The sequence below is a fragment of the Legionella sp. km535 genome, from assembly GCF_003990085.1.
GTDB classification, from domain to species: domain Bacteria; phylum Pseudomonadota; class Gammaproteobacteria; order Legionellales; family Legionellaceae; genus Legionella; species Legionella moravica.
Genome location: NZ_RZGU01000023.1, coordinates 20,998 through 47,748, shown reverse-complemented (window position 1 = coordinate 47,748; position 26,751 = coordinate 20,998). Strand labels below are relative to the sequence as shown.

The following is a 26,751-nucleotide window of genomic DNA, read 5'->3' as shown; positions in this document are numbered from 1 at the left end:
CACTGAGCGGAGTTGTATTATAGAGGGGATGATTAAGAAAATCAGGCTCTGCTGAATAGTGCTTGATAATTCTGGCGTGGTGCGGTTGTCCGTGCTCACAATAAGATCTTTGGATGTCCAGTTTTTTGCTTTCATCTGTGTCTCAGGCCCGTGGACTTTCGAGGCTTCGATGGTAGATTTTCGCTATTTAGCAGAACAATCAAATGAATTACGTTGTGTTTTAAAATCAGCAAGAAGGAAGAATCAGATGCTTATCTTGGGATATATTTTAGCGCTATTTATGGGTTTGACTCTCGGAATGATTGGTGCTGGAGGAGCAATTCTTACAGTTCCTATTTTAGTTTATTTCCTTGGGGTTATGCCTGTAGTTGCGACCGCCTATTCATTATTAATTGTGGGTAGCACTGCTTTGTTAGGTTCCATTACATACTGGAAAAAAAAGCAAGTCTATTTAGCAATGGCTGTCATTTTTTCAATTCCTGCATTGTTGACTGTTTTTTTTACTCGTTTCTATATTGTGCCATCTCTGCCTGAGTTGATTGTAAACATACCCAAAAATAGTTTTATCATGATCATTTTTGCTGTTTTAATGCTGATAGCAGGGGGATTCATGCTAAAACCAATATCCGTTTCATCCATATCTGAACCTCCTGTTTTAAAGTGTATTGATTATTTTAAATTAATGCTCTGCAGTATCTGCATCGGGTTATTGTCCGGACTGGTGGGGGCTGGGGGTGGTTTTCTTATTATTCCCTCGCTTATTGCTTTTTTTGGTTTGGGCATGAAGGATGCAATAGGAACATCGCTAACCATCATTGCCATTAACTCTATAGCTGGTTTTCAGGGGGATAGGATAGCAGGAACTGCATTTAACTGGCCATTATTGACAGGGTTTATCTTACTTACACTTGTAGGCATGATGTTGGGCATCTTAATTGGAAGTAAACTAAACGATAAAAAACTCAGGACAGTGTTTGGTTTATTTACTTTAACTGTTGGCGTTTTGATTATGATCAAAGAAATTGGTTCTTTGATAAGCTATTAAGCAAGGAGACTATTATGTTAATTCACCATTTCTTTGATAATGATACGGCAACATTTACCTATGTTGTAGCAGACAGTAAAACAAAAAAATGTGCCATCATCGATGCTGTTCTCGATTTTGATATGCCTTCCGGGCGAATTGTGACACACTCAGCAGACAAAGTGCTTGAGTTTATTCAGCTCAATCACTTGGAAGTTGAATGGATATTGGAGACTCATGCCCATGCAGATCATCTCACTGCTGCTCAATACTTAAAAAATAAAGTCGGTGGGCGGATAGCTATTGGAGAGCATATTAAAGACGTGCAGCAATTCTGGATGCCACTTTTTAATTGTTCAGGTGAATCATCATTTGATGGATCTCAATTTGATCATCTGTTTAAGGACGAGGAAACTTTTTATATTGGCACGCTTCCGGTTCGAGTAATGCATACTCCAGGTCATACTCCGGCCTGTGTTACCTATTTAATTGAAGATGCTGCTTTTGTTGGTGATACTCTCTTTATGCCCTATGTGGGCACTGCCAGAACCGACTTTCCCGGAGGAAGTGCCAATCAACTCTATCGCTCCATTCAAAAGATTCTTTCATTACCAGAAAATACTCGCCTGTTTACTTGCCATGATTATCCGCCTTCAGGCCAGGATCCTGATTGCCTATCTACAGTTGGGGCACAAAAAAAACATAATATTATGGTCAAGGGAGATGTTTCAGAAGAAGCTTATGTGATTCAGCGCTTGGCTAAAGATAAAGGGAAACCAGTCCCCAGATTATTACTTCCATCCATACAGGTCAATATTCTGGCTGGAAAGCTGAGTGAGCCTGAGGCCAATGGAATACGTTACTTAAAAATACCGTTAAACAGCTTATAAGGTCTTATTAAATATCACTTATTAAAAGTAGTGGATTTAACGTATTTCTAAAAGTCAGCGATCTTGATACTCTTATATTTAATTAGTGCTCTGATCAGGGATTGATTATGGTTTTGTATAGTGCTTCTTCTTCATATTATTCGATGATTGGTCGTTACGCTTTACTCGAGGCAGGTGTGCCTTTTCAACTCCGGCGTATGGATATTCATTTAGCTAAAGAGCAATTATCTCCCTGGTATATGAAGATAAACCCTTCCATGACGGTACCTACTCTGGTTGATAACGAGCAGATTTGGACAGACAGTCAGGATATTTTAAAGTTTGCGGCTGATAAGGCTGGCGAGCTCTGGATGGATGCAGATGCCGAATGTGCCGTAAGAATCGAGGAACTGGTCCGCGATCAATATTCCATTACAATTGAACGACTGACTTTTGGTAAAGCCTTGAGCAGTATCGCTCCACTTAGATTTTTTGCTCTCAAAATGTTGCGAAAAGCAATTCGCTCTCTGGAAGCCGAGCTGCCGACGTCGTCGGATAAGGCTGCAATTGAAGCCAAAATCAGTCTGAATAAACAGCGTTTGGCTTATTTTACAGAAGGATCTCTTGTTGAAAAACTGGAGATTGAGCGTAACAATATTCGTTGTTACCTCAAAAAATTACCAGTTCCACAAACATTTTTATTGGGTGAGAAAATCAGTTCGGTTGATATTCTTATCGTAGTTTTATTAGGACGTTTAAAAATGATAGGTGAGTATCCGTTAGTGGAATCTGTTGATTTAAAGAGTTGGTTTAAACGAATGCAGTCACGTCCTGCTTATAAAGAAGCAGACATCTGGACCTATTTTCAACCATGGAGAATTCTGTTAAAGCGTTAAGTTATAAGACAGTATCCATTTACATAAACCCTGAAATTCCCTTTGGTGTAGCAGTTCAATGCCTGTGTTAATTGAATCATCTGGAATTGAGTTAAAGATTTTAAACGCCAGGCATATCATAGAGGTTGCTGGGGGAAATTCTTTATTTCATTTTCTGCAATTAAAGGACGTTAATTAATTAGTTCCTAACTTATTGACTTATAAGATTTAATACGTATGATTAATTTTCCTAAAATTCTTTCTGCGCTTTGAAACTTTATTGCTCAGCAAATTGAATTAATAATAATAAACAAGCGATAATGAAAAAAAATTCAATTCTATCTTCATTGACAGCTGCTGCTGTGATGTTACCCGCTTTAAACTTTGCCGCTGTATCAACGAATCAGGCGGAATCGACTAATCAGCTGGGTGTTACCAAAATTGAGCCGCCTGTGTTAAAAAAAACAGCGAGTCTTTCTTTTGGCGCGGACAACGGTAGTCCTGTCCTCTGCGTTGCTCCTTATCTCAAAAAACTTCTTGATTTGAAGCCCATTCAAATATTTTATCTGAATGATTGCCCTGACAAGGTCGTTGACCCTGAAGGAGGGGATGCTGCTCTACTGAACAGTGTAAGTAACTCAGAAAAATTGGATGGGGATACTGGTTCTACGTCTGAAAAGCTGGATGAGGACACCGGCTCTTCCAGTGAAAAGCTTGAGGAAGATGGCGGGACTTCCAGCGACGCTGGTGCGAATTCATCTGATGCTGCGGCCAACGATTCACAATCGGATACGGCCACGGATTCGGAGTACGACCCTCATGCCATTTTTGGCGCGGATTCCAAGGTCTTTACCCGAATCATGCATCCTGTCAAAAATCTTTTTGCTGATGTCGCATTGGCTTTAACCAAAATTACTCACAACAACCAACAATATAATCTGGTACCGTATAGTCCCGACCCTATGATTGATGTTAATGCCATCAATGCGTATTTAGAAATTCCGTTTACAGAAAAGATGGATTTCAAGGTGGCTGTTGGTCGTGATGCTTTAACCAGTGCTTCTCCTGTATATTATACAGTAACCGGCGCATCGCCCGGAGTGGTTGCTCCCGATACCGGAGTTGCCAAACAGGCAGTAACTGGCGCATCCGTTCGTGATCAACGTAATGAAGGGGCGGTCAGTTTAAATTATTATGGAGAAAAAGCGACCACCAAAGTGGAAGTTGGCGCATCGAGAGAATACGATTACAAATCAAATTTTCTCGGAGCAGAAACAAGCATCGATTTAAATAATAAAAATACAGCTTTAAATATTGGAACGAGCTATACATTCAATGACATTATACCCAATCAGCTTGGCGCGATAAACCCTCGGGTGGGCGGAACGAATAATAATTGGCAAATGATGGGCGGGATAACTCAAGTCATCAATACTACCACTCTGGCTCAATTTGCAGTAACGTATTTTTTGGACAGAGGATTTATGAACGATCCTTATAAACCGGATTATATGCCAGACAGGAGAGTCGGTTGGTCATTTGCGGGTAAGTATCTACATTATATACAATCGTTTCATGAAGCTGGGTTCAATTTGGAGTATCGTTATTATACAGATGATTGGGGCGTTAGCTCCTCGACGGTGAAATCCACTTTGCGTATGGATTTGGTGAATGGTTGGGGTTTGGAGCCTGGTATTCGTTATTATTCACAAACGGGTACTAAGTACTATAATCTGTTAACGCCTCCAAACGTTACGCCACAAAGTACGTTTCTATTCTATACCAGTGACTATCGTTTTGCTTCTTATGGTCAGTTGTCTGGTTTGTTGGAGGTGGATAAACAGTTATCTGCCAGTAATACCGCGTATATTGGAGGCTCGTATGGAGTCAGAAATGCCTCCATGCGTTTAGGTGGTACCAAAGTAACGTATCCGACAGAACCTGAATTTACCAAAATCAGGATGGCGGTGGTGTATGTCGGAATTAAAGGCGTTTATTAGTGCATTAACCATTAACAAGGAGAGAGTGATGAGAACATGTGCGTTGGTCAGTTTATTTATCTGTGCCCTGATGCCATCTGTGTTGTTTGCAGTAGGTGCAGGAAGTCCCGTTCCTGCAATATCGTTACCGCTAATGTCTAATCCTGCTACCAAGGTGAATATTGCCAACATCAAGGCAAAATATATTCTAGTTGATTTCTGGGCTTCCTGGTGTGCTTCCTGTCGCCAGTCGATGTCTGAATTATCCAGTTTATCAAAAAGTCTTAATGCAAAGGGTTTTAAAGTGGTGGGAATTAATACTGATAAAGATCCGGCCGCAGCAAAACAGTTTTTGAAAATGTATCCTTCTTCTTTTTCTCATTTGTCTGATCCGGATGGCTCGGCTGCTAAACAATTTGGATTATCAAAAATGCCGACCTCCTATCTCATCGGGCCAGATAAAAAGATAATTCGTGTATTTCCTGGATATGATGCAGGCAATAGTGCAATCATTAAAGGACTGGTTAAATAAAGGGTAACTATGATGCGTGATGTTGCAAGCAAGTATAAACGAATTAAGTTGAATAATAGGCAATGTACGGCAGGTGTTGTGTTGTTACTTGCTTTAATCGATGTTACTTGCATCACAGGGTGCACCAAGGTTGAACCCTGGGAAAAAGGCAACTTCACCAAACCGAGCATGTCACTAGAACCTTGGTCCATTCCAGCATACATGAACAATAAAACCATGGAAAAAGCTCTTGAATCCTCCCGAGGTAGTGTCAGTTTGGGAGGTGGGGGTTGCGGTTGTGGCTAAATCTTCAGCAGTCAGGAAGTTAAAGCCTTTGGCGGTTCGCTTTGTCTCTATGGGATCGCCATGTGAAGTTCGTCTTATGAGTAAAAACAAAGAGCATGCGACCAAGGTCTTGAAACTGGCAGTTCAAGAAGTTAATCGGCTGAATGATAAATATTCCCGATACAAAGCAGACAGTGTTATCAGCAGAATAAATCAATCAGCAGGTAGTGATCGGTTGCTTACCCTGGACGAAGAAACGAGTGCCATACTTAATTATGCCGATGTTTGTTTTCATGAAAGCGATGGGTTGTTTGATATTACTTCCGGAGTATTACGTAAAGCCTGGAATTTTAAAACAGGAAATATAACGACAAAAGCGCCCTCTCAAACCCTACTGGATGAACTCCTGGACCTGGTGGGTTGGCAGAAGGTGTACCGTCAGGGCCAGCAATTTGCCTTACCTCAAAAAAATATGGAAATTGATTTTGGTGGTATTGTTAAGGAATACGCCGCTGACGCCGTTGCCAGTTTATGTCAACAGCAAGGGATTAACAGTGGTCTGGTTGATTTGGGTGGAGACATTCGCATCATAGGGCCATATCCTGACGATGATTACTGGTCTATACACATTCAAAATCCTCAAAAAAAAGGGGCGTCACTCAGGGAATTGCATGTGAAACAAGGTGGGATTGCCACTTCGGGTGTTTATGAGCGTTTTATAGAGCTTGACGGCAAGCGTTATTCCCATCTTCTGAATCCTAAAACAGGCTGGCCAGTGGAAGATTGTCCTGTCTCTCTTACAGTGCTGGCTGCGCAATGCATCATCGCAGGAAGCATCACCACCATGGCCATGCTCAAGGGAAGGGAATGCGCTAAGTGGCTGCAGGAGCACATTGAGTTACCTTATTGGTGCTATCTTTCTAATGGTCAATTGTTAACAAACAGTAAATAAATACCCATATTTGTATACAATATTTGCAAACCGCATTTTGTAGTCTAGAATCTAGACATAACCATGAGAGAATCTCCATGCATCGATTAGTGCAAATATGCAGTGTTTTATTTGTTCTTCTTCTCCTACCCCTGCTCAATTCTGTGTCCGCTTATGCCTCTGATACTCCGGAAGCACATTCTTCTCTTCTGAGTAATAGTGACAGTATAAAAAAAGGACATGATATTTTTGTAGGTGTACAGGTGAAGCTCCCTAAAGGGTGGGAAACTTTTTGGCGTACTCCTGGAGAGGTAGGGTACGGGGCGAAGTTTTCATGGGAAGGCAGTCAGAATTTAAAGCAAGCTGAAGTATGGTGGCCATGGCCAATGCGAATAAAAAGCAATGACTTTATTGCCAATGTTTACAAAAATGAAGTGATGTTTCCAGTAAAGATCGTTCCGATAGATCCCACCAAAACTTTGTCTTTGAATCTAAAACTGGATTATTTATTATGCAACCCTACCGCCTGTGTACCTCAACAGACACAATTAGGATTAATTTTGCCTCCAGGTGATGCTGCGTTATCGCCCAATGCAAAATTAATCGACAAAGCGATAGAAGCCATTCCGAAATCTGGCAATACCGATAATTTGGGAATCCATGATGTGGCTGTAACCCATCAGGATGATACATCGGCCAATTTGAAGGTTAGTGTTAGGTCTGCAGAAGATCTTAAAGACGCACAATTATTTATTGAAGGTGCTGACGGGTTATTGTTTAATGTTCCCACGTTAACACAAATTGATAAGAATCAAGGCTACTATTCTATTCAAGTTAAAAAAAATGCAGCCTCTGAATCTGACCAGACTTTGGCACTCTTGCTAAAACAACCGTTTCAGCTAACCTTGGTGAATAACCAACACGCCGTTTCATTATCGAAACAAGTATACGACTCTCAGGCTTTATCTAAGCTCAATGGGACTAATCAGACTGAGCCAGTGACAAATGATCAGAATGATAGCTATTGGTTAGGAACGATTGTGCTTTTTGCTTTCCTGGGGGGATTGATTTTAAATCTGATGCCTTGTGTGTTTCCTATTTTATCACTCAAAATACTGACGCTTCATTCATTTAAAAATAAACGTATGCACGGTGTTTTTTATACACTGGGTGTACTGGTTTTCTTTTTTATCATTGCTCTGGTAACACTTCTCTTGCAAAATCTGGGTAGTCAGGTGGGGTGGGGATTTCAAATGCAGTCCCCATTCGTTCTAATCCTGCTGATTTTTTTGTTCGCGCTTATTACGCTTAATTTATTTGGCTTTTTTGATATTCCATTTTCGTTAAGCACCAATCTAAGATGGCAAAAAACACATGAATTGCTTTATGCCTTTGGTACGGGTGTTTTGGCTGCAGTGGTCACCACACCTTGCTCAGCCCCATTTATGGCAACGGCGGTCGGTGTGGCCATAAGTCAGGGAAGCTGGGTGGCTTTCTTGATATTTCTGTCTCTTGGATTTGGATTTGCCTTGCCTTATCTGTTCTTGTGTATGCTTCCGAACAACAAGGTTATTTTGCCCAAGCCGGGTGCATGGATGGAGAAATTGAAACAATTTCTTGGATTTCCCATGCTACTGTCGGTTATCTGGTTGTTATGGGTGGCCGGTTTTCAAATGAGTAATGACAGCGTCATGATGTTATTGGTCAGTTTGTGTTTTCTGTTGCTGTTTTTTTGGTTTTTACGCACTGTTCGGCATGGAACATTGCGTTGGATAGCCTTATTGGTCAGTTTTGCTCTTGTGATGTACCCATTGTATTGGATAAATCAGGAGTTGACTCAGAAACATCAACACATACAAACTTATGAATATTCCTCTGGAAAACTGGATGAACTGTTAAAGAACCATCAGAAAGTCTTTGTCTATGCGACAGCGGCCTGGTGCATTACTTGTAAATTCAATGAAAAAATAGCAATAGATACTAGTGAAGTACACAGTTTCTTTAACAAGGAACAAATTATCGTAATAAAGGCAGATTGGACCAATAAAAACGATGCCATTTTAAAGTATTTGCAACAATTTGATCGTGCCGGTGTACCACTCTATGTGTATTACCCTAAATCAGGTAATCCGGTTGTATTGCCTCAGATTCTAACACCATCAACGATTATAGACCAAATTAATAAAAATCCCTGAGCAATTAAAAGGGATGCATTTTGATAGACTCTAAAGAACAGGATAAATTATATTGTGGCAATCAAATAGGAAATTCATCAATCCAGTGTGAAGTTCATATCGAGCTAAGAATAGCTTAAGCCTCTCGCTGTATAATGATCTTATACCAGGAGCATTTAATGGCAATAGAGCGTAGAAATTTTTGGTCTAAACTTTTTGATCTTCCCCGGAACAACGAGTCTTATGTACCTTATGTATTAAGCTTGAAATTTATTTGGGCCCCTGTAACCTATGCTTTATTCTCTTTTATAAACAATGTACGCAGTTTGTTTGTGGATGTAGTCCACACTGATGATGATCTGGATCATGACAATCCGTCAACTTTGATTAGCAATGCGCCTGTATTATACAAGCATACTCAATTAATTCGTGGGCTATCATCTACCACAGAGAGGGATGTTCTTCATTACATGGTGCGATCCTTTAAGTCGAACTCCTATTCTAAAGACGATTTGGGCAATACTCCATTGACTGCTTTTCTGGCACAACATGTTTTTACCAAGCAAAAAGAGTATCTTGAAGTAGGTCACAAGGAAGTTATGTCCGTATTAAGTAAACTAGCTGAGTTAGCTCAAAGATCCGACTCGGCAAAACGGCTTTTACTAACGCCTAATCAACCCTATAGAGAAATAACTGCTGAAGCAGCAACTCTTGGAGTACCGGTAAACACACCATTGATGTTATTGGTCAAGGCAGGCGATATTGAGGGCGTTAATCTATTGCTACCGTTTTATTCAGCTGCAGATTTGATGAAATCAACTCCCCGGGGAAACAGTGTATTTCATATTGCTTCAATTACCGGACAAGAAGAAATGCTGAATTTATTAAAAGGCAGGGCAACTGAACTTGGCATCTGGAATCAGTATCAAGAGAATAAAAACAATGCTGGGTACACTGCTTTTGACCTGTTAGGTGCCTTGATTACTACAAAAGATTTTTTTAAAAATCTGCTCGATTTTTCCGATGCGTATCTAGGCGGGGAGGAAATTAATAAGGTTGCCATTACTAATCAGGGAACACATAGTGTCTGGATGGCTCGAAAAGGCGCTATTAATTTTAATCAGGGTTTAACCAGCGACAATGACTCTGCGGAAATGAATCAAGATGTCTCTGTTACCTTGCCACGGTATTGAATGCCCAGAGCGATGATGTAGTTTCTATTTCCTAAACCAGCGGAACCTCTTGGAAAGTACTCTAGAGCCCCAGTACTGTTATCAATCTTTTCAGTCTCGGCTATAGTATTGGGGAAATAGGTTAGTGAACCTTCTACGAACAGTTTGATCTGCGGCTTTATAAAATAGCCTGCGTTGAGCACGGCATTATAGTATTTGGAGTGATTACTTTGATCATGAAAGGTCAGAGTGCGTAAATAATGCTGATCGACGTCTTTTGCATTGACTCTGTTACTGAACTTGAACAGGCCATTAAACTCAAAGGATCGAACCAGATAGGCTCCAGCAAGCCCAATATAAGGCGATTTATAGACCTGCTTATATCCTATAACGCTTTCGCCAGGAACAAAACAGCCAATATCGCTTCCATTATCATAGGTAAAGCAACCGCCTTTAGCCAGAAAACTAAATAGAGTACGTTGATAGCCTGCCATTCCAGCCACTTGATAGGATGGTTTTTGAATAAACCATGATCTTAAATTCAAATCAAACTCGTTCGCTTGACGTAAATTCGTATCTTCATGATGGGACCAATGAGTCCAGAAGATTTGATTAGGGTTAAACCAGTCATAATCATCCATTACCGCTCGGCCTTGCTGTATAGTGATCCATCCCTGTGCATTAAAATCCAGCCATCGGAACAGATGAACATTAGCTTCTCCACGGATGATGGGTTCCCCACTAATTTTCCAGTCTAACTCACTTACTTTTCGTCCTGTTGGCGCATCATAAACAAACTCTTTTGATTTTCCTGATAAATAGCCTATTGATGCGTTCAAAGTAAAGCTGCCAACGTCATAGGGGTTTAGTTGATCTGGATTGGCTTGTAAGACAGTGGGAATAGAAAGTAAGGGCAATAGCATTAATCGAGAGAATCTTGATGTATTCATTTTGATTTTAAGTCCTTTTAGAAGTAAGAAATATGATGTAAGAAAAGTTGATATTATGTCAATGATTCGAATAGGCAATTCTATTTGATATTAACTGGAATATTGGACTTATTTATTAGTTCATCAACAGTGCATGAATTATGTTCACCAATATGGGAGATAATTTTATTCAGCTCAATGCTGATTTTATCTTTACATTCTTGTGTTAATGGGCCGTTGATTGACAGTTGATATTCCCCATGTTGATTTTTTGAGAAATAAACCCATAAGGTTTTGTTACTGATAGGGCGATCCATGCAGCTGAAATGACTGGGATAAGAATAATTCAGATGGCCAAAATTCATGTCCTGTTGTTCTTTAGTAAATAAACTGGGTGTAATACTGATGAGTACTCTAAGTCTGTCGGGTTTTTGGATCGGCAAGTTCAAATTAAACAATTCATTGATTTTTTGTTTAATCAACAGGCTGTTTTTAAAGGTTTTTGTCCTGCTTAAATATTTGAGATAATATTTGATTACAAGAGAATTGATTTTACTTTCTTTAAATTGCTTTGTGAGAAGCAGTTTGTTTATTGCATAGGAAAGATATTGGCTAAAGGTCAATTTTGAATTTTTAAATCCCAGATCTTTGATGAAATGAGAACATTGTTGATAGGGTGCCGTTTTAAGAATGTGTTCTTCTATGGTATGTATGCAATCAATAAATCGACTTTTTTCATCCAAAGCCAGATTAATGCGTTTGTATTCAGAAAAAAGACCCACAACGGATTTATATCGGCTGCCTTCTCTTCCGCTACGAATCAAAATTACAGGAATTTTACTCTGGTGGCTGATTGTGTAAAACGCGATTTGGCAAGCGGCAATCAAGCCAGAAGTTACGTTGATATTCTTTTTTTTATGCCACTCAAAAAATGAATCCATGATGCGATTGGGAATAGGGTAGTGGCATAAAAACTGTGATTGAATGGCTGCATCAGGCAAATGATTTCCATGTCCAAAGCTTAATAATTCAAATCCGCGATTGTAGTGTTTCCAAAAATCAATTTTAGCAGTCAGATTATTTTCATAATGTTCATTGTTGTGTTTCACATAATTAAAGAACGATTCTCTTTCTGGAGAGGGCAGTAATTTTTTTCCCTGGACAAGCTGCTCATAGCTGTTTTTAAATTGGCTCCAAACCAGTTCACAAGAGGTATCATCTACAATGATGTGAGGGATTAACAGATGCAATTCATGCAGATCGTTATTTATTTTATACAGATATACTCTGATTAAGGGTTGTTCTGATAAGGGAATAAGACGCATCAGGTTTCTGTAAAATTCCATATGAAGTACATCTCGCTCATTATTCAAAGAGATGTCATGAAATATTAATTGAAAATGACCGTGTCGATTAATGGTTTGTATGGGGTCCTCTTTGTTAAATTGAATCCAGAATGCGCTGTTTTGTTCTACAACATAATGAAAGGCCTGGGCCAGATAATCTTTATTAAGGGGACCATGTATTTGCACTTGCATGCCAATATTAAAGCTGTAATTGAGTTTATTCATCACCCAAAAAATGTACTGAAAATCACACAATGGAACGGTTTGTTCGGATATTGGTGCACTTGTCGAATCAATAGTTTCAGAGTGGAGCAAAGGATATAGATTATTGGCAATTTCGGTCGCAATTTTTTCAATAGTCGGACTATTGATGAAGTACTCTATGGGTAAACTCAGTTTGGGAAAGTGCAGCAAATCGTGAATACGATTTCTTACTTCTATAGACATGAGTGAGTCCATTCCGATGGAAAATAGATTATCTTTTGTAGTGATTTGATTGCCGCTGTCCAGCCTCAGAACTTCAGCGGTGATGGAACATAAAGCCTGACTTAGTTTTGCAATGATCTCTTCTTTAGTAACCTGTTTCAAAGAATTTAAAAAGTGATTATCCGGTGTTGTGGGCATTTTGACACGCTCTTCAAACAGGGCTTGTTTGGGCGAGTGTTTGAAATAGACAGTCCAATCCATAGGGCATGGAGCAATTTGGGTTAATTGACTGGTTAATAACACATCGAGTATCTCAATGTTGTCTGGTTCCATGGGCATAAAACCATGTTGTTGCATGGCTTGGGTCAGGTTTGATGTCATTCCGGTGTTTTGAAAAGGTCCCCAGTTTATTGCAATTGCGGGCAAACCTTCATGGTGTCGCCGATGCGCTAATCCGTCCAAAAATCCATTTGCTGCTGCATAGTTTGCTTGTCCTTTTGCTCCCAGAATGGATGCCGAAGAAGAAAAAAGAACAAACAGTTCAAGAGGAATAGTTTTTGTTAACTGATGAAGAATCAGGGCGCTCTCCATCTTTGCGGTGAGTACGTTTTCTATTTGTTCTTTGGTTAAATTGATTATCAAGCCATCCTGAACGATTCCAGCCAGATGGAATACTCCCTTAAGGGGTAAAGAATCTTGAGTAAGGGATTTGATCAATTGCTCCATGTGTTGATAATTGCTGGCATTGATTTGATGATGTTTTATGTGGATCTGTTTTTGTTTTGCACTTTCAATTAAGGATTGAATGGAAGCTGATGGTTCTGAACGACTGGTCAGATGGAGGTTTCGTGCACCTCTTGAGATTAGATAGTGTATTAATGGTGTTGCTAAACCACCTGTTCCGCCAATAATCAGATAACTGGCCTGAGAATCAAATATTGATTTTTGTTGTGACTGATTTATGTGCAGATGTTTGTTTTTCAATCTGGATACATAGAGTGCCTTTCTCTGAGCGCATTGTGTTTCGGCATTATTGGCATTAAATAAATAATGAAATGCATCTTCCAGGTTGCTCTTGGCATCACAATCCACGGTGTAATTTTGTTTTAAATCGAGTTCGTTTCTAAAACTGTTCCAGAAAGAAGTGGCCATGGTGTGGTAGGGATTGACTGCCTCATTCTCGTCCAGGGCAAAAGCCTGTTCTGTTACCAAGGTAAAGCTTTCCGGGCGTGATTTAAAGAGCATTTTGCAGCAATGTACCAATTCATAAAATTGACTTTGATCATAGAGAAACACGATATGTTTATGCTCTATATCGGCCAGAGATCTGACTTCTTTTATGAGTTGGTAACGGAGCGTTCCTAATCGTATTTTAGCTTTTTCGGGATCGCTTGAAATGACCAATAGTTCGGGTAATCTCTGATCGACTGGTTGTTGGTGTTCAACCTGCTTCCATTGAATTTGATACAGATGGTTCAGAACGGATTCATAGGAAATAAATTGATTGGGTGTGACTTTTCTTAATTTCAGCTCTTTGATAGACGCAATCAATAACCCTGAGTCATCGTAGATTTTTAAGTCAAAGCACAGATCGCGTTCGTCTTTCGTTCTTCTTTTGAGCAAGTGCACCCAAATAGTTCGCGGCGCATGGTGAAAGGTGGTCATCTGATCCAGAGAATAGGGAACGTAAGTTGAATGCTCCACTGAATTCATACTGAGCAGAACAATGCTTTGAATGGCACCGTCAAGTAGTATGGGGTGATAATGATAATCAGTCGTCTGAGTTGCCTGGGTTAAGGTTATTTTAGATAGTATGCTGTCCGTGCCAATATATCCTTCCTGCATCACCTGAAATTCTTTGCCATAAAATAATGAGCGATTTTTAAAGTGATCATAAATTTGCGACAGATCCAGCTTTTTATCAAAGGATGATTTGAGCTCGTTAATGTTGATGTATACGGGGGTAGAACTGGTTTTGGGGCAACATTCCATTTCGGCATATTTCTGCCAACTTGAATCATGCTGTGCGAAAAAGTTGATTTTGTATCGTCCATTTTGGATTGGTTTTGCCAGAAGTTGAATCTCTTGACCTTGTCGAGGATATAATGGACGTTCGACATGAACGTGTTCAATACTCAGCTCATTGCTCTTGAGTAATTCCTTTGCAGCGGTTAATCCACACTCAAGATAGGCCGTCGCCGGAACAACCACTTTATCAAATACCATGTGGTGTTTTATATAACTTAGATTATTCAAATCCAGTTTGTTTCTGAACAGGAATTCATTTCCTGGCATGGAGAGCATTTGTCCTAAAAGAGGATGGATTAGGCTTTCTGGCGGTGCGTATTCACTTTTTTTATCCGGCCAGAATTCAACGCGGTCAAAAGTATAATGAGGTAGCACAACGGTGTGAAACTCAGTGCCTAGTGATTTATAATACTGTTTCCAGTCGATTGATTCGCCATTTAGGTACTTTATCAATAAGTCATTAAGCAATGGTTTGTGTGTGCGTTCGAAGCTTTTTCCTGGAGCAGAGGATAAGGTAAAATGCCCTGAATTAAGAAGTTGCGCGGCTTCGGTGGTACTTTTTGCTGAGAGAACCAAACGATAAGAATAATGATCGCGGCATGTTGCGGCAGTAAAACATACATCGCTGAAATCCTCTTTGGTGTGTTCCAGATACTGTTGATACGCCTTGGATAATTGAATGAGTGCTGTACTGGATTTTGCTGATAAAACAAGCACATGAAGCTGGTCTGTGTGTGTTGATCTGCTCATGTCCTGCTGAGGAAATTCTTGAAGAATGACATGAGCATTGGTGCCGCTAAATCCGAAGGCATTGATGCCTGCGCATCGTGGTTTAATACTGCTTTTCCAGTCCATATTCTGCAAGGCTATGCGGGTATTATTTAAGCTAATGTTAGGGTTTAAATGATTAAAATTGAGTATCTTATAAATTTTTTGATTTTTTAAACTGATAATTGTTTTTATAATGCCGGCAATCCCTGAAGCACTTTCAAGATGACCTATATTGGTTTTAACAGTACCCACATACAACGGATTTTCCTTGGTGTGATGGGGCCCATACACCTGATTAATGGCATGAATCTCTATCGGATCACCCAGTGGGGTACCTGTGCCATGCGCTTCAATATAGCTGATATCCTCGCTTGACAGATTGGATTGGCTCAGCGCCGTTTTCATCACTTCTTCCTGGCTTGTACCATTAGGAACAGTTAAACCTGCTGACTTTCCATCATTATTGACTGCTGTTGCCTTGATTACCGCTAAAATGGAATCTTTATCACGCAGGGCATCGGATAATCTTTTGAGCAAGACAACACCACATCCTTCGGCTCGGGCATATCCGTCTGCTCGTTCATCAAAGGTTTTGCATTGACCATCGGGTGCCAGGGCTTTGGCCTTGCAAAGGGTTACGTTGGATTCAGGCATCAACAGGATGTTCACGCCACCAGCAAGTGCATAATCCGTTTCATGATTTTTTAAACTTTGGCAGGCGTAATGAAGTGCGACCATAGAAGAGGAACAGGCGGTATCTATGCTTAATGAAGGGCCTTTAAAATCAAAAAAATAGGCGACTCGACCTGGGATCAAATTCAATACATTTCCGGTAATCGAGTATGCGCTCAATTCTTCATTGGAAAATCCTGATTTTTCCAATAGGGCATAATACTCATTAGGCCCTACACCTGCAAAAACTCCAGTCAAGCTGCCGCGCAATGAATCAGGAGGGTAGTTTGCATATTCCAGAGCTTTATAACACTGCTCTAAAAAAAGGCGCTGCTGTGGTTCTATTAATTTGGCTTCGCGTGGACTAATGCCAAAAAAATTCGCATCAAAATCTTTGATGTGCTCTATAAATCCCATTTTAGTGACGTAGGATTTGCCCGGGGCATCCATATCGGGATCATAATATTTGCTGTTATCCCAACGCTCAATGGGAATATCCTTAATACCGCTGAGTCCTTGTTCGAGCAACGTTTCGAACGCTGCAATATCGGAGGCATCAGGAAGGTTGCAGCTCATTCCTATAATCGCTATGGCTTCTTCATTTTTGGGCGTTGATGGTTGTTCTGCCTGTTTTTGAATGAAATTCGCATCCAGCTCTGATTCAATATGACCTGCCAATTTATTAATGGTGGGATAATTAAAGCCAATATTGACCATGATCTTCATGGCAGGATCTAATTTTTTCTTTAGCTCGTTCGCCAGTTCGGCAATCATGAGCGAGTCCAGGCCAATTTCAAAAAAACCTTCGTCTTCATCCAGATCGTCAGTTGAGGACAGCTCCAATATCTCTTTGCAGATCCCTGACACCATGTCTTTACAGGCTTTAAATCGATTTTCTTTATTAATATTGAGGTAATGACTTAACCACTGGGACCAATCTTTATTAGCTGTTTGATTGGTCAGACGGTGCTCATCCAGCAGAAGATCGTCAGAAAGCACTTTATAAAATCCGGTCAAGGGATTTGGAACAAAATCCAGCATGAACTTGAGATAATCTGGCGAGATGATGCTTGCTTGAGACAGCTGACCATTGAGCACTACTTTAATAAAGGAATGACCTTGTTCATTGGTGATCAATGCCTCTTTAAGCCCCTGATCTCGAGAACGTTTATTAGCCATTCCAACCTCGCCCCAAGGCCCCCATTGGATGGCTGTTCCCGGAAGCCCCAAGCGTTGACGCTCGGCAATCAGCAAATCAAGAAAACTGTTGGCGGCACTGTATACGGATTCTTTGTTGCTTCCGAATACTGAGGAGATGGACGAATAAACGACAAAGAAATCCAAATCACAGTGTTGACTTAGTTCATGTAAATGCCATGCTCCTTTGACTTTTGCAGAAAATAAATAATCCACATCTTCGTCTTTATGATCTATTAACGGAGCTTTTATTGCTGCTCCTGCTGCATGAATAATGCCTTTTAACAGATTATCTGCATTAAGATCCGCTATGAGTTTTTGTACTTGCTCTCTATTGCTGACATCCACACTTCTCGTTTGTATGGTCTGTTCCGGGAAGTCGATTAGAATTTTTTTTATGGCTGCTTTCAGTTCAGGCTTATCTGTTACTCTGGAGATTATCACTACTTCCCTGGCTCCTGCTGAAAGCAGTGCCTGCGCGGTTACCAGACCTAGTCCTCCTGTGCCTCCTGAAATCAGGTATCGTCCTTTGCCTGAAATTAGAATTTTCTCGTCAGCTAAGGTGGCTCTTTTTAATCGAGACACCATTCTAACCCCATTGCGATAAGATACCACATGCTCATGCAATGGACCGTGGTTATGGCTCATCTCATCAAATACCTGATTGGTGATAATGGTTGATTCTGATGGCTCCAAATCAATCAGAGTGGTATTAAATTGGGGTAACTCCAGACCAAGGGTTTTGCACAGTCCAATGAGCGGGCTATTGCTCAGATTAAGTTTGCCTAAGGGAAGTTCAGCTATAGCATTAGTTGTAAGAACTACTAACTGGGGGGCAAGCGCTTTTTTATTGAACTCTTGAATTAAATGCACCAGTTTTTTGGTAAGGTGCTTTTGGAAGTCGATGTTGGCGCCAGTGTCTTTAGTCGCAGTTGAATCCAGGCCTTCAGCAAAAATTATCCCATACAATCGATCTAAAGCAATGCCATCTTCCTCAACGAAAATCCTCAATCCTTTCGCTTTAAAATCAGATGCCAGATGCTCAGCACCAAGGAGCAGCCAATTCATCCCCTGAATTTTACGGTTTTTTTTGTCACAGGGTTGAATTTGCCACTGTAATTGGAAACACCAATGATCAGGAATTGGAATGTCATTCAATTTGTCTTTGGATTTTGTCCAATATTCTTTTCTGTCAAACTCATATAAAGGTAATTTAACCTTTTCAAAAGGGCTATTTAAAGACTGATAAAAATTAGTCCAGTTAAGAATAAACCCGTCCTCATAAGCTCTTTGCAACTGCTCCAGAGCAAGTCCTTGTTGCGCTGTTTCTCGGGATTTTTTTAATGTATGAATGGTGTATTCTTTTCTTTCAATTTGTTCCGCTGCTTGTTGGGCTGATTTGGCTCTAATGACAACACGGTGGAGGAAATGGCTGCGGCAGGTTGCGGCAGTAAAGCATATGTCTGCAAATCGTTCATTGGTATTCGTTAAATACTTTTGGTAACTTGCCAGCAATAATTCAAGAGAAAGTTTGCTCTTTGCTGACAACACCAGCAGAAAATCTTGCTGGGGAAGGGCTGGGAGCTCTTTACGCTGCTGTGGCGCTTCTTGCAGAATAATGTGCGCGTTGGCGCCACTGAATCCAAAAGAACTGACTCCGGCACAGCGTAACTTTGTATGTTCAGACCAATCGATAGTTTTTAGTGGAATTACTGCATTTTTTAATTCGATTTCAGGGTTCAGTTTTTTAAAATTGAGATGTTTAAATAATTTGTGAGTTTTCAGGCTTAAAATGGCTTTGATTATTCCAGCCACACCGGATGCACTTTCGCAGTGACCAATATTGGTTTTTACTGAGCTAATATAGAGTGGTTGTTTCATGCTATGGCTGTCACTGAATATTTTAGTCAGCGTATTGGCTTCTATTGGATCTGCTAACGGGGTACCTGTTCCATGCGCCTCGATATAATCAATATCTCCAGGCGATAATTTTGACTTGGCCAAGGCACTACGGATCAGTTCTTCCTGAGCAGTGCCATTGGGTACAGTGAAACCGCCACTTTTACCATCGCTGTTAATGGCGGTTCCTTTAATTACGGCAAGGATGTTATCTTTATCCTTTAATGCGGTACTTAACCGTTTTAACACAATAGCCCCACAGCCTTCACTTCGCGCGTAACCATCCGCGTCTTCGCTAAATGTTTTACAGCGACTTTCGGGTGATAACATTCGGGCTTTGGATAAGGTGATGTTCGACTCAGGAGCTAACAAAGTGTTTACCCCTCCTGCCAAAGCCATGTCGCAGTCACCTGCTTGCAGGCTGAGACAGGCATTGTGAATGGCTGTCATCGATGAGGAACAGGCGGTGTCGATGACCTGGATTGGGCCGTGAAAATCAAAGGCATAGGCTACCCGGCCAGCCAAGGCATTTAGGACATTTCCAGTGGCAAGGTAAATACTCAGATCTTCTAATTTGAGGCCATTATCAATCAGTACGCGTGGGTATTCATTCGTTCCAACGCCAACAAATACTCCGGTATTGCTGTCTTTAATAGAATCCAGAGAAAGATTTGCGTCCTCTAATGCGTGATAACATACCTCCATAAACACGCGAAGTTGTGGCGACATGAATTTGGCTTCTCTGGGGCTGACATTAAAAAAATCGGCATCGAACTTTTTAATATGATCCATGAACCCTAATTGTTTGATGTACAGTTTGCCCAAGGTATTTAAATCGGGGTCATAATATTTATCGTTATCCCAACGTTCCAGAGGGATATCACTAATACCGCTTTCCCCTTGGTCTAATAAGGATAAAAACGCATCAATATTTTCGGCTTTGGGAAAACGGCAGCTCATGCCGATAATTGCGATTGGTTCAATGTTGAGTACATTAATAGATGGCTGTCGTTGTACGGTTTCCGGAACGATAATGGAGCGAAGATGACGAGCCAGTTTTACCACATTTAATTGAAGAGACGTTAGGGTTGATGGCACTTTAAATCGAGGAGCAAAAGAATCCTGAATGAGTTGATCCAGAGCTGCCAATGATTCGGTGGTGAGGCCTAATGAATTAAAATCTTGGTATTCGTCTATACGTTCTTTATTAAGTAACGTTGCTATAAGACCAGCAATTTTTTCTTTGATGACCTCATCCTGTTGGGTTGGCGATTTTTGATAAAATCCATCCAGCCAATGATTATTGTCCGATTTATTTCTTGGTTCGTGCCAAAAGGATTTTCTATTAAATCGATAGAGTGGCAAATCGGTTTTATTAAACGGGGAGTCGTTGTCCTCAATTCGCACGTTATCACCAGACAAATAATATTCAACAAGATGTTTATCTGTAAAACTTAAATATTTAGGTGGGTGATTTATGCTGACTTTTATGATTTCATAATCTTCAGATTCAATTTTTTGAATTAATGAATCTTTATCTTTTGCGATGATGGCGCAGCGGTATTTAAAGTGATCTCGACAGTTGATTAGAGTCTGGCAAATATCACTCAGGTTAGCAGCGGTGTTCTTCAAATAAGAAACAAAATCTGTCAGCATCATTTTAAGGGATTCTGAGTTACCTGCTGAAAGCAAAAAACATAACTCGGTGTCTTTGTCGATAGGGGATGCATAAACTTCTGAGTCTGGAGATTCTTCAACGATAAGACTGACATTGGTACCACTAAAACCGAAATTGGAAACCTGGGCATACCTTTTTTTATTGTTTTGTTTCAAAAAATCGACGGCGTGAATCGGGAATAGGGCTGGTATGGCTTCTGGGGTAATGGTTGCATTAGGGATTGAATAATATAAGTTGGGTGGTATGGTTTTGTTTTTCAGAGCGCCGATTACTTTTATTAAGGAAGCGATACCTGATGAAGAAATGGTATGTCCAATAGTGCTTTTTAATGCCCCCAAGATGAGCGGTTTTTCAATGGAGTGTTGGCCTTGGTGTATGTGTTGAATGGCATTAAATTCAACAGAGTCGCCAATCACAGTACCTGTGCCATGTGTTTCAATATAATCAATGTCTTGTGGGGTGATGTTTGCTTGCTCCAGTAAGGCCTGATGCATAGCAATTTGCGCATTAACATTGGGAGCAACAAGACTTCCCTCGTCTCCATCGTGATTCATGACGATGCTTTTTACAAGGGCAAGTATATTATTTTTGTCTTTAATTGCGTCGCTTAACCGTTTGACAATAACTACAGCGCAACCTTCACTGCGCACAAAACCATCCGCTTCAATATCGAAACTGCTGCAATGTCCTTTTGCTGACAGCATATTTGCTTTACTCAAACCGATAAAGTTTTCAGGGCATAAATTGAGGTGGACTCCACCAACAATTGCCGTGTGGCATTGTCGTGTTCGCAGATCGGTTGCTGCAACGTAAAGGGCTGATAAGGAAGAGGAGCATGCTGTATCAACAGTCATGCTGGGACCTCTAAGGTTTAAAAAGTGACACAGTCTTCCTGGCGCTGCGCTATTGGCCGCACCAATTTGCGTGTATTCGTTAAACTGTATGTTGTCTTTATAGTTGAGGTGACTGTAATCCTGGGAGGAAATACCACAATATACACCAGTCTTGCTGCCATCGAGTGATTCATGAGTTATGTTTGCATGGTTTAAGGCTCGTATGGCTACTTCAAGGAACAGTCGATGTTGCGGGTCAATTTGTTTGGCTTCAGCTGGCGATATTCTAAAGAATTCGGAGTCAAATAAATGAGCATTACTTAAAAAACCACCCAATCGGCTGATGATTTTATCTGCTTTTCTTCTGTCTGGATCGTAGTATTGATCAATATTCCAGCGATTCTCCGGGACTTCTCTGATTGGACTTTGTCCGCTTAGCAATAGATTATAAAATGTGTCAACATGTTCTATATCCGAATCAATACCAGGGAATTGGCAATTCATTCCTATAATTGCCAGAGGTTCATTCATGTCGATAGCTTCGTCATGTTGCTGTTTCTTTAACACTTTTTGCTCCCTGTAATGCCTGAACACTCTAAATTACATGGTCGTAGAGGCGGTACTGACAGAAATTATAAATCGCAAGGATGATTAATCGTCTGGTCGTGTTGATTGTATTTATTTTAAAGAAAAATAAATATTCTCATATCAATTATAAACCATCAAGGCATAGTTGAGATAATGAGCGTGTTGTTGATTTATAAGTATATTTTTAATAGAGGAGTGTTTTTTTCTATAAAGGTTAGATGTTGTATTAAGTTATTGTGGATTTTTATAAACCATGAGGGTTGCTAATCAATTACCACACTCTCAAGTAAATTTAAAACAAGCCCCACAATCCCCAGGATGTTTTCAAACACTTTTTAAGGTTGGGATTGCGAAGCGGGATGTTTTTTAATATCCTGAATTATCACACTATTTTTGAATGAATAAATGATAAAGTCTTGGCTCAACGCATGGTTTAAAAATGGAAAAACCCAGGACATTATTAAACAACCGGTGTCTTCATCTGTACAACCTCGACCTAATGCCGCTTTTTATGCGAATTATTTCACCCTGATTGCCAGTGGCGCTCGTTTAAAGCTGGTTGAGGCGATGTTTAATCTCGATTTATTTTCCTTGTTTGAACAACAAGACTGTGTTGCAGAGCAGGACATTATTGAACAATTACATTTAATGCCAATTCGAGCGAAGAAGTGGCTTCATCTGCTCAGTTCGGAGCATTTTTTAATTAAAACAACGACCAGAGATTATCAGCCCGCCTATAGACTACCCGAAGAGTTTGTTGAAATGATGCGCAGCGACAGATGGTGGGCTATTCGGTTCTTTTTTGGCACATGGAGAGTTGGAGCGGAAGAAAATTTAACCGATGTACTTCGCTATGGCCAGGTTAAAGTCCCCGTATCCTGGCCGCCCAAAACGGATGAAGAAGCCCTTTGGCTTGAAAACTGGATGGCAAAAACAGCAGAACAACCTATACAGAATATATTGGAGCAAATCGATTTTAGTAGAGTGAGCAATGTATTGGATGTAGGAGGAGGGGATGGAACCATGGCCTGCGAATTTGCTCGAGCTCATCCTCACCTTAAGGTCACAGTCTACAATCTTCCCAAGGCGGCAGAACTGGCGAGACAAAATATCGAAAAGCAGGGATTAAGTCATAGAGTCAGCGTATATCAGGGAGATTTTATCAAAGAAGATGCATTTCCATTAGGGTTTGATCTGGTGTTATTTACTCGTGTGTTGTTTGATTGGAATGAGCAAGTCGATAGAAAATTATTACGCATGGCTTATCAATGTTTACCTGAACATGGTCTGGTAGGTATTTGCGAGTTTTATAAGGAGGAGAATCATGCACGATGCCTCTCTTCTGAATACCGATACATATTTCATGATGATTTTGCCCCGCATGTGATGAAAACCGCAGCCTCTTATCGCGCTATGCTAGAAGATATAGGGTTTACTGTTGTCATACCCAATACGGAACCTAAAGTTGGGTTTATATATACATCATTGATATTGGCTCAAAAATAACACGCGTTCATTCTATCGGGCTTTTCTATATGATGATTTCATGGTTAAAAAAATGGTTTTCCAAAGACGATAAGCATACGTATTCGGAACATAGCTCATCTTCAGTAGCGTCCAAAAAATACAATACTGACTTTTATAATAATTATTTCTCCCTGATTGCCCAAGGCGCACAACTTAAATTGATAGAGGCCATGTTCAGCCTCAACCTGTTCTCATTGTTTGAACACCAGAATTGTGTTTTGGAACGAGACATTATTGAGCAATTAGGATTAATGCCCAATAGAGCGCTTAAATGGCTCCATCTTCTTGCTGATGAGCACTTTTTAGTGAAAATAACCACAGAGGATGGGCAGGTAGCCTATCAGTTGCCTGATGAATTTATTGCTTTGTTGCAAGGAGACAGTAAGTATTGGATGACTATGTTCTTTGCTTCCTGGAGCGAGATTGCTGATGAGAATTTAACAGACGCATTACGTTTTGGCTCCATAAGAAAACAGGTTTTCTGGCCTCCCAAAACCGAAGCGCAAGTTAAGTCGGTTGAGGAATGGATGACTTATACAGCAGATCAGCCTCTTCGTTGTATATTAAATCACATTGATTTTAGCAGGGTGACGCAACTTCTGGATGTTGGGGGCGGCGATGGAACCATGGCCTGTTCGATTGTAAACACTTATCCTCACTTACAAGCTACAGTATATAATGTGCCTCTTGCAGCCGAGTTGGCCAGAAACACGATTGAGGCCAAGGGGTTAAGTGGAACAGTAGCTGTATTAGAAGGAAATTTTATTGACGAAGATTCATTTCCCTCCGGATATGATTTGATTTTATTTTCCCGGGTATTGTTTGATTGGGATGAATCAATATGCAGAAAATTGTTACGAATGGCTTATCAGGCATTACCTGAAAAAGGCATGGTTGCTGTTTGCGAATTTTTTAAGGATGAGGCTGATCCTGCGTGCCTTGTTGCAGAATATCGCTATATTTTTTTTGATGCATTTGCAGTAGATATAATGAAAACTCCAGAGGAATACCATGCGATGTTGAAGGAAATAGGCTTCACAATTATTATACCTAATACTTCAAAACAGCAGCCTCTTTATGATTGTACTTTGATATTGGCTCAGAAATAGACAATCATTTATGATGCCACTTGCAGTCGTTTTAAAAAATCAAGAATAAGCTTGGGTCATACATCCATACACTAATCGCTCGCCTGAGTGGGCTTCTTTTCCATGCATAAAGGCAAAGTTATCAACGATCATGAAGTCTCCTGCGTGCCAATAGATTGGGTAGGTATGTTGGTCAATCACTTGATTAATTTGGAGGATTTCTGCAGAAGAGAATGGGGTATTATTACCGTAATGGCAAACTATGGGTAACATGTCTTTAGCGATGAGATATCGGTTCACGAGGTAGGAGTATGTCGGTAATGCCTTTAATTCACCGTAGAGTAAATTGGAATAATAATTTAAATATCCTGCTGAATTAAACCACAGCGTTTGATGGGTCACTGGATGAGTCACTGCTCCAGGTAAAAAATTCAGGACAATTAAATCAGTGCCTCCTTTGACCCATTCCCATTGCAGTCCCTCGATGTTTAGACGCTCTTCAATCTGTTTTTTTTTTACTGTTCCAAAATAGTCCATCCAGGTTCGAGCACTGCTGGCATTTAACATTGATTTTATCAGGTATTGTCTGATGGATTTGCCATGGAAAAATTGCTTGTAGACTATGCCATGGTTCATGATTTTTTGCTGTATCTCCTCTGGCATATCGTGCCAAATGGCTCCCGCATTTCCAAAAAGCGTCGCACCACCTTCACGTGCTGGGGTATTGCAACAAAAGTAGATATGGCTGGGCGGGTTTTTGGTTCTGGGCTTTTCATGATGAAGAGGTAAAAATATATGGGCTGGGAGATCGCTCGAAGTATAAATTTCATTGGCCAATATTGTTCTTGCGATTTCATAATCTTTAGTACTGCAACGGTCACCCAAATTGCATGCTTTGATAGCCTGTGAAAAGTGATCCACATCCTGACAGGCAAAACCTCTAAATAAAAGAGCACCGTATTCTGCAAGCAGCTTTAAAAATTCCACTCGATGCTGATGAATGAGCTGAATTAAGGTTTCAGGGGTATTAAGGGGCGCGGCAAGAGAGGGCGTGATGATGGGGATGTTTAACTCGGGATGATTTACTATTTTAAAATCCATTCTATCCCCCGCATGGTTATTTAATTGCTTCTAAATATATGGGGCGGGTTTCATAATATAATTTGCCCCCATATTTACGATGACAATGTTCCTGGAACACTTCTAACAGATCTTCAATGATATCGTTAACTTCATCAGGTGGAAATGTTTTGATGAAAGGCATGGTTAATAATAAATTTTTAAAATAACTGATATCAGGAAAGTACACATGAGTCGTCTTTAGGTTCAGTTTCAATTGTTTGAAAGGGAGTTGCAACAGGGTATTGAGAACACGATAAAAATAATATTGATATTCATTACTGGAATTAATGTAGCGTTCTGTTAAAAAATCATAGCGATGCTGTCTGGCTAATTCATAACACGTTTGATAAATGCTGTTGCTGGAAAAAGAGGAAAACAAAGCATATATTCTGCCGCCCTCAGCCAAGGAATGAAACATATTGGGAAAAGATAAGCTGATGTCAGTCCAATGCAAACACCAAAATGAAAGGATGAAATCAAATGGGGCAGTTGGTTGATACTCTTCAATATTGTGCAGTTTAAAACTGAGCGTTTTATTGGCCCAATGCTGATTCGCATGCTTGATCATTTCTGCTGAACTGTCTATTCCAATGACATGTCCATTTTTTACATGATCTGCCAGAAAACGGGTGTATTGTCCATCGCCACAGCCGACATCCAAAATTCTCCCAAATGGCTGCACCGGGAAGCTTTTTCGAAACGCTTCACTGGTTTCATTTTGAAAGTAGTTTCCCTTGGTATAATTTTCGGGATTCCAATCCATATTAGTCCTGAACGTAATTCATAGTGTTATTCAACATACATAGTATATGGGAAACCTATCTAAT

General features: G+C 40.3%; 15 protein-coding genes. 11 read left to right on the top strand and 4 right to left on the bottom strand.

Translation table 11 applies throughout. From position 1 onward, the window contains the following. Window positions 1-169: 169 nt before the first annotated feature. From ELY21_RS12865 to ELY21_RS12825, 9 genes are all read left to right on the top strand, one after another. Entirely contained in the window at window positions 170-1,045 is an 876-nt protein-coding gene (locus ELY21_RS12865; RefSeq protein WP_127110068.1) for a sulfite exporter TauE/SafE family protein, read from the top strand. A 14-nt stretch (window positions 1,046-1,059) separates the two neighbouring features. Then, window positions 1,060-1,914: an MBL fold metallo-hydrolase gene (locus ELY21_RS12860; RefSeq protein ID WP_127110066.1), complete on the top strand. Its 855-nt coding sequence runs from the start codon at window positions 1,060-1,062 to the stop codon at window positions 1,912-1,914. Between the two features lie 107 nt (window positions 1,915-2,021). Further along, entirely contained in the window at window positions 2,022-2,789 is a 768-nt protein-coding gene (locus ELY21_RS12855) for a glutathione S-transferase family protein (RefSeq protein ID WP_127110064.1), read from the top strand. A 299-nt stretch (window positions 2,790-3,088) separates the two neighbouring features. Next, window positions 3,089-4,768: a DUF3570 domain-containing protein gene (locus ELY21_RS12850; RefSeq protein ID WP_127110062.1), complete on the top strand. Its 1,680-nt coding sequence runs from the start codon at window positions 3,089-3,091 to the stop codon at window positions 4,766-4,768. Next, complete coding sequence (locus ELY21_RS12845; RefSeq protein WP_127110060.1) at window positions 4,743-5,279, top strand: TlpA disulfide reductase family protein; 537 nt, start codon at window positions 4,743-4,745, stop codon at window positions 5,277-5,279. The genes ELY21_RS12850 and ELY21_RS12845 overlap by 26 nt, the downstream gene beginning before the upstream one ends. 9 nt (window positions 5,280-5,288) lie before the next feature. Continuing rightward, entirely contained in the window at window positions 5,289-5,564 is a 276-nt protein-coding gene (locus ELY21_RS12840) for a DUF4266 domain-containing protein (RefSeq protein WP_081675683.1), read from the top strand. Beyond that, on the top strand, window positions 5,557-6,495 hold the full coding sequence (locus ELY21_RS12835) for an FAD:protein FMN transferase (protein ID WP_199741714.1): 939 nt from the start codon (window positions 5,557-5,559) through the stop codon (window positions 6,493-6,495). Before ELY21_RS12840 ends, ELY21_RS12835 begins: the two co-directional genes overlap by 8 nt. A gap of 77 nt (window positions 6,496-6,572) precedes the next feature. Next, entirely contained in the window at window positions 6,573-8,669 is a 2,097-nt protein-coding gene (locus ELY21_RS12830; RefSeq protein WP_127110058.1) for a protein-disulfide reductase DsbD, read from the top strand. Between the two features lie 158 nt (window positions 8,670-8,827). After that, on the top strand, window positions 8,828-9,841 hold the full coding sequence (locus ELY21_RS12825; protein WP_127110056.1) for an ankyrin repeat domain-containing protein: 1,014 nt from the start codon (window positions 8,828-8,830) through the stop codon (window positions 9,839-9,841). Here the strand turns inward: ELY21_RS12825 and ELY21_RS12820 are convergent. Together ELY21_RS12820 and ELY21_RS12815 are read right to left on the bottom strand one after the other, a co-directional pair. Beyond that, the gene (locus ELY21_RS12820; RefSeq protein ID WP_127110054.1) at window positions 9,808-10,770 is read right to left on the bottom strand and encodes an omptin family outer membrane protease; all 963 of its coding nucleotides are present in this window, start codon (window positions 10,768-10,770) and stop codon (window positions 9,808-9,810) included. The two genes, ELY21_RS12825 and ELY21_RS12820, sit on opposite strands and share 34 nt — an antisense overlap. An 80-nt stretch (window positions 10,771-10,850) precedes the next feature. Beyond that, window positions 10,851-22,130, bottom strand: coding sequence for an SDR family NAD(P)-dependent oxidoreductase (locus tag ELY21_RS12815; protein ID WP_127110099.1), 11,280 nt, complete (start codon window positions 22,128-22,130; stop codon window positions 10,851-10,853). A 462-nt stretch (window positions 22,131-22,592) separates the two neighbouring features. Here ELY21_RS12815 and ELY21_RS12810 point away from each other — a divergent pair, with 462 nt between their 5' ends. Together ELY21_RS12810 and ELY21_RS12805 are read left to right on the top strand one after the other, a co-directional pair. Further along, window positions 22,593-23,693, top strand: a complete 1,101-nt coding sequence (locus ELY21_RS12810; RefSeq protein WP_127110052.1) for a methyltransferase — start codon at window positions 22,593-22,595, stop codon at window positions 23,691-23,693. A 29-nt stretch (window positions 23,694-23,722) separates the two neighbouring features. Beyond that, window positions 23,723-24,823, top strand: a complete 1,101-nt coding sequence (locus ELY21_RS12805) for a methyltransferase (protein WP_127110050.1) — start codon at window positions 23,723-23,725, stop codon at window positions 24,821-24,823. A 39-nt stretch (window positions 24,824-24,862) separates the two neighbouring features. Here ELY21_RS12805 and ELY21_RS12800 read toward each other — a convergent pair whose 3' ends face one another. Beyond that, complete coding sequence (locus ELY21_RS12800) at window positions 24,863-25,903, bottom strand: TauD/TfdA family dioxygenase (protein ID WP_127110048.1); 1,041 nt, start codon at window positions 25,901-25,903, stop codon at window positions 24,863-24,865. A gap of 16 nt (window positions 25,904-25,919) precedes the next feature. After that, window positions 25,920-26,687, bottom strand: a complete 768-nt coding sequence (locus ELY21_RS12795; RefSeq protein WP_127110046.1) for a trans-aconitate 2-methyltransferase — start codon at window positions 26,685-26,687, stop codon at window positions 25,920-25,922. Window positions 26,688-26,751: the final 64 nt, after the last annotated feature.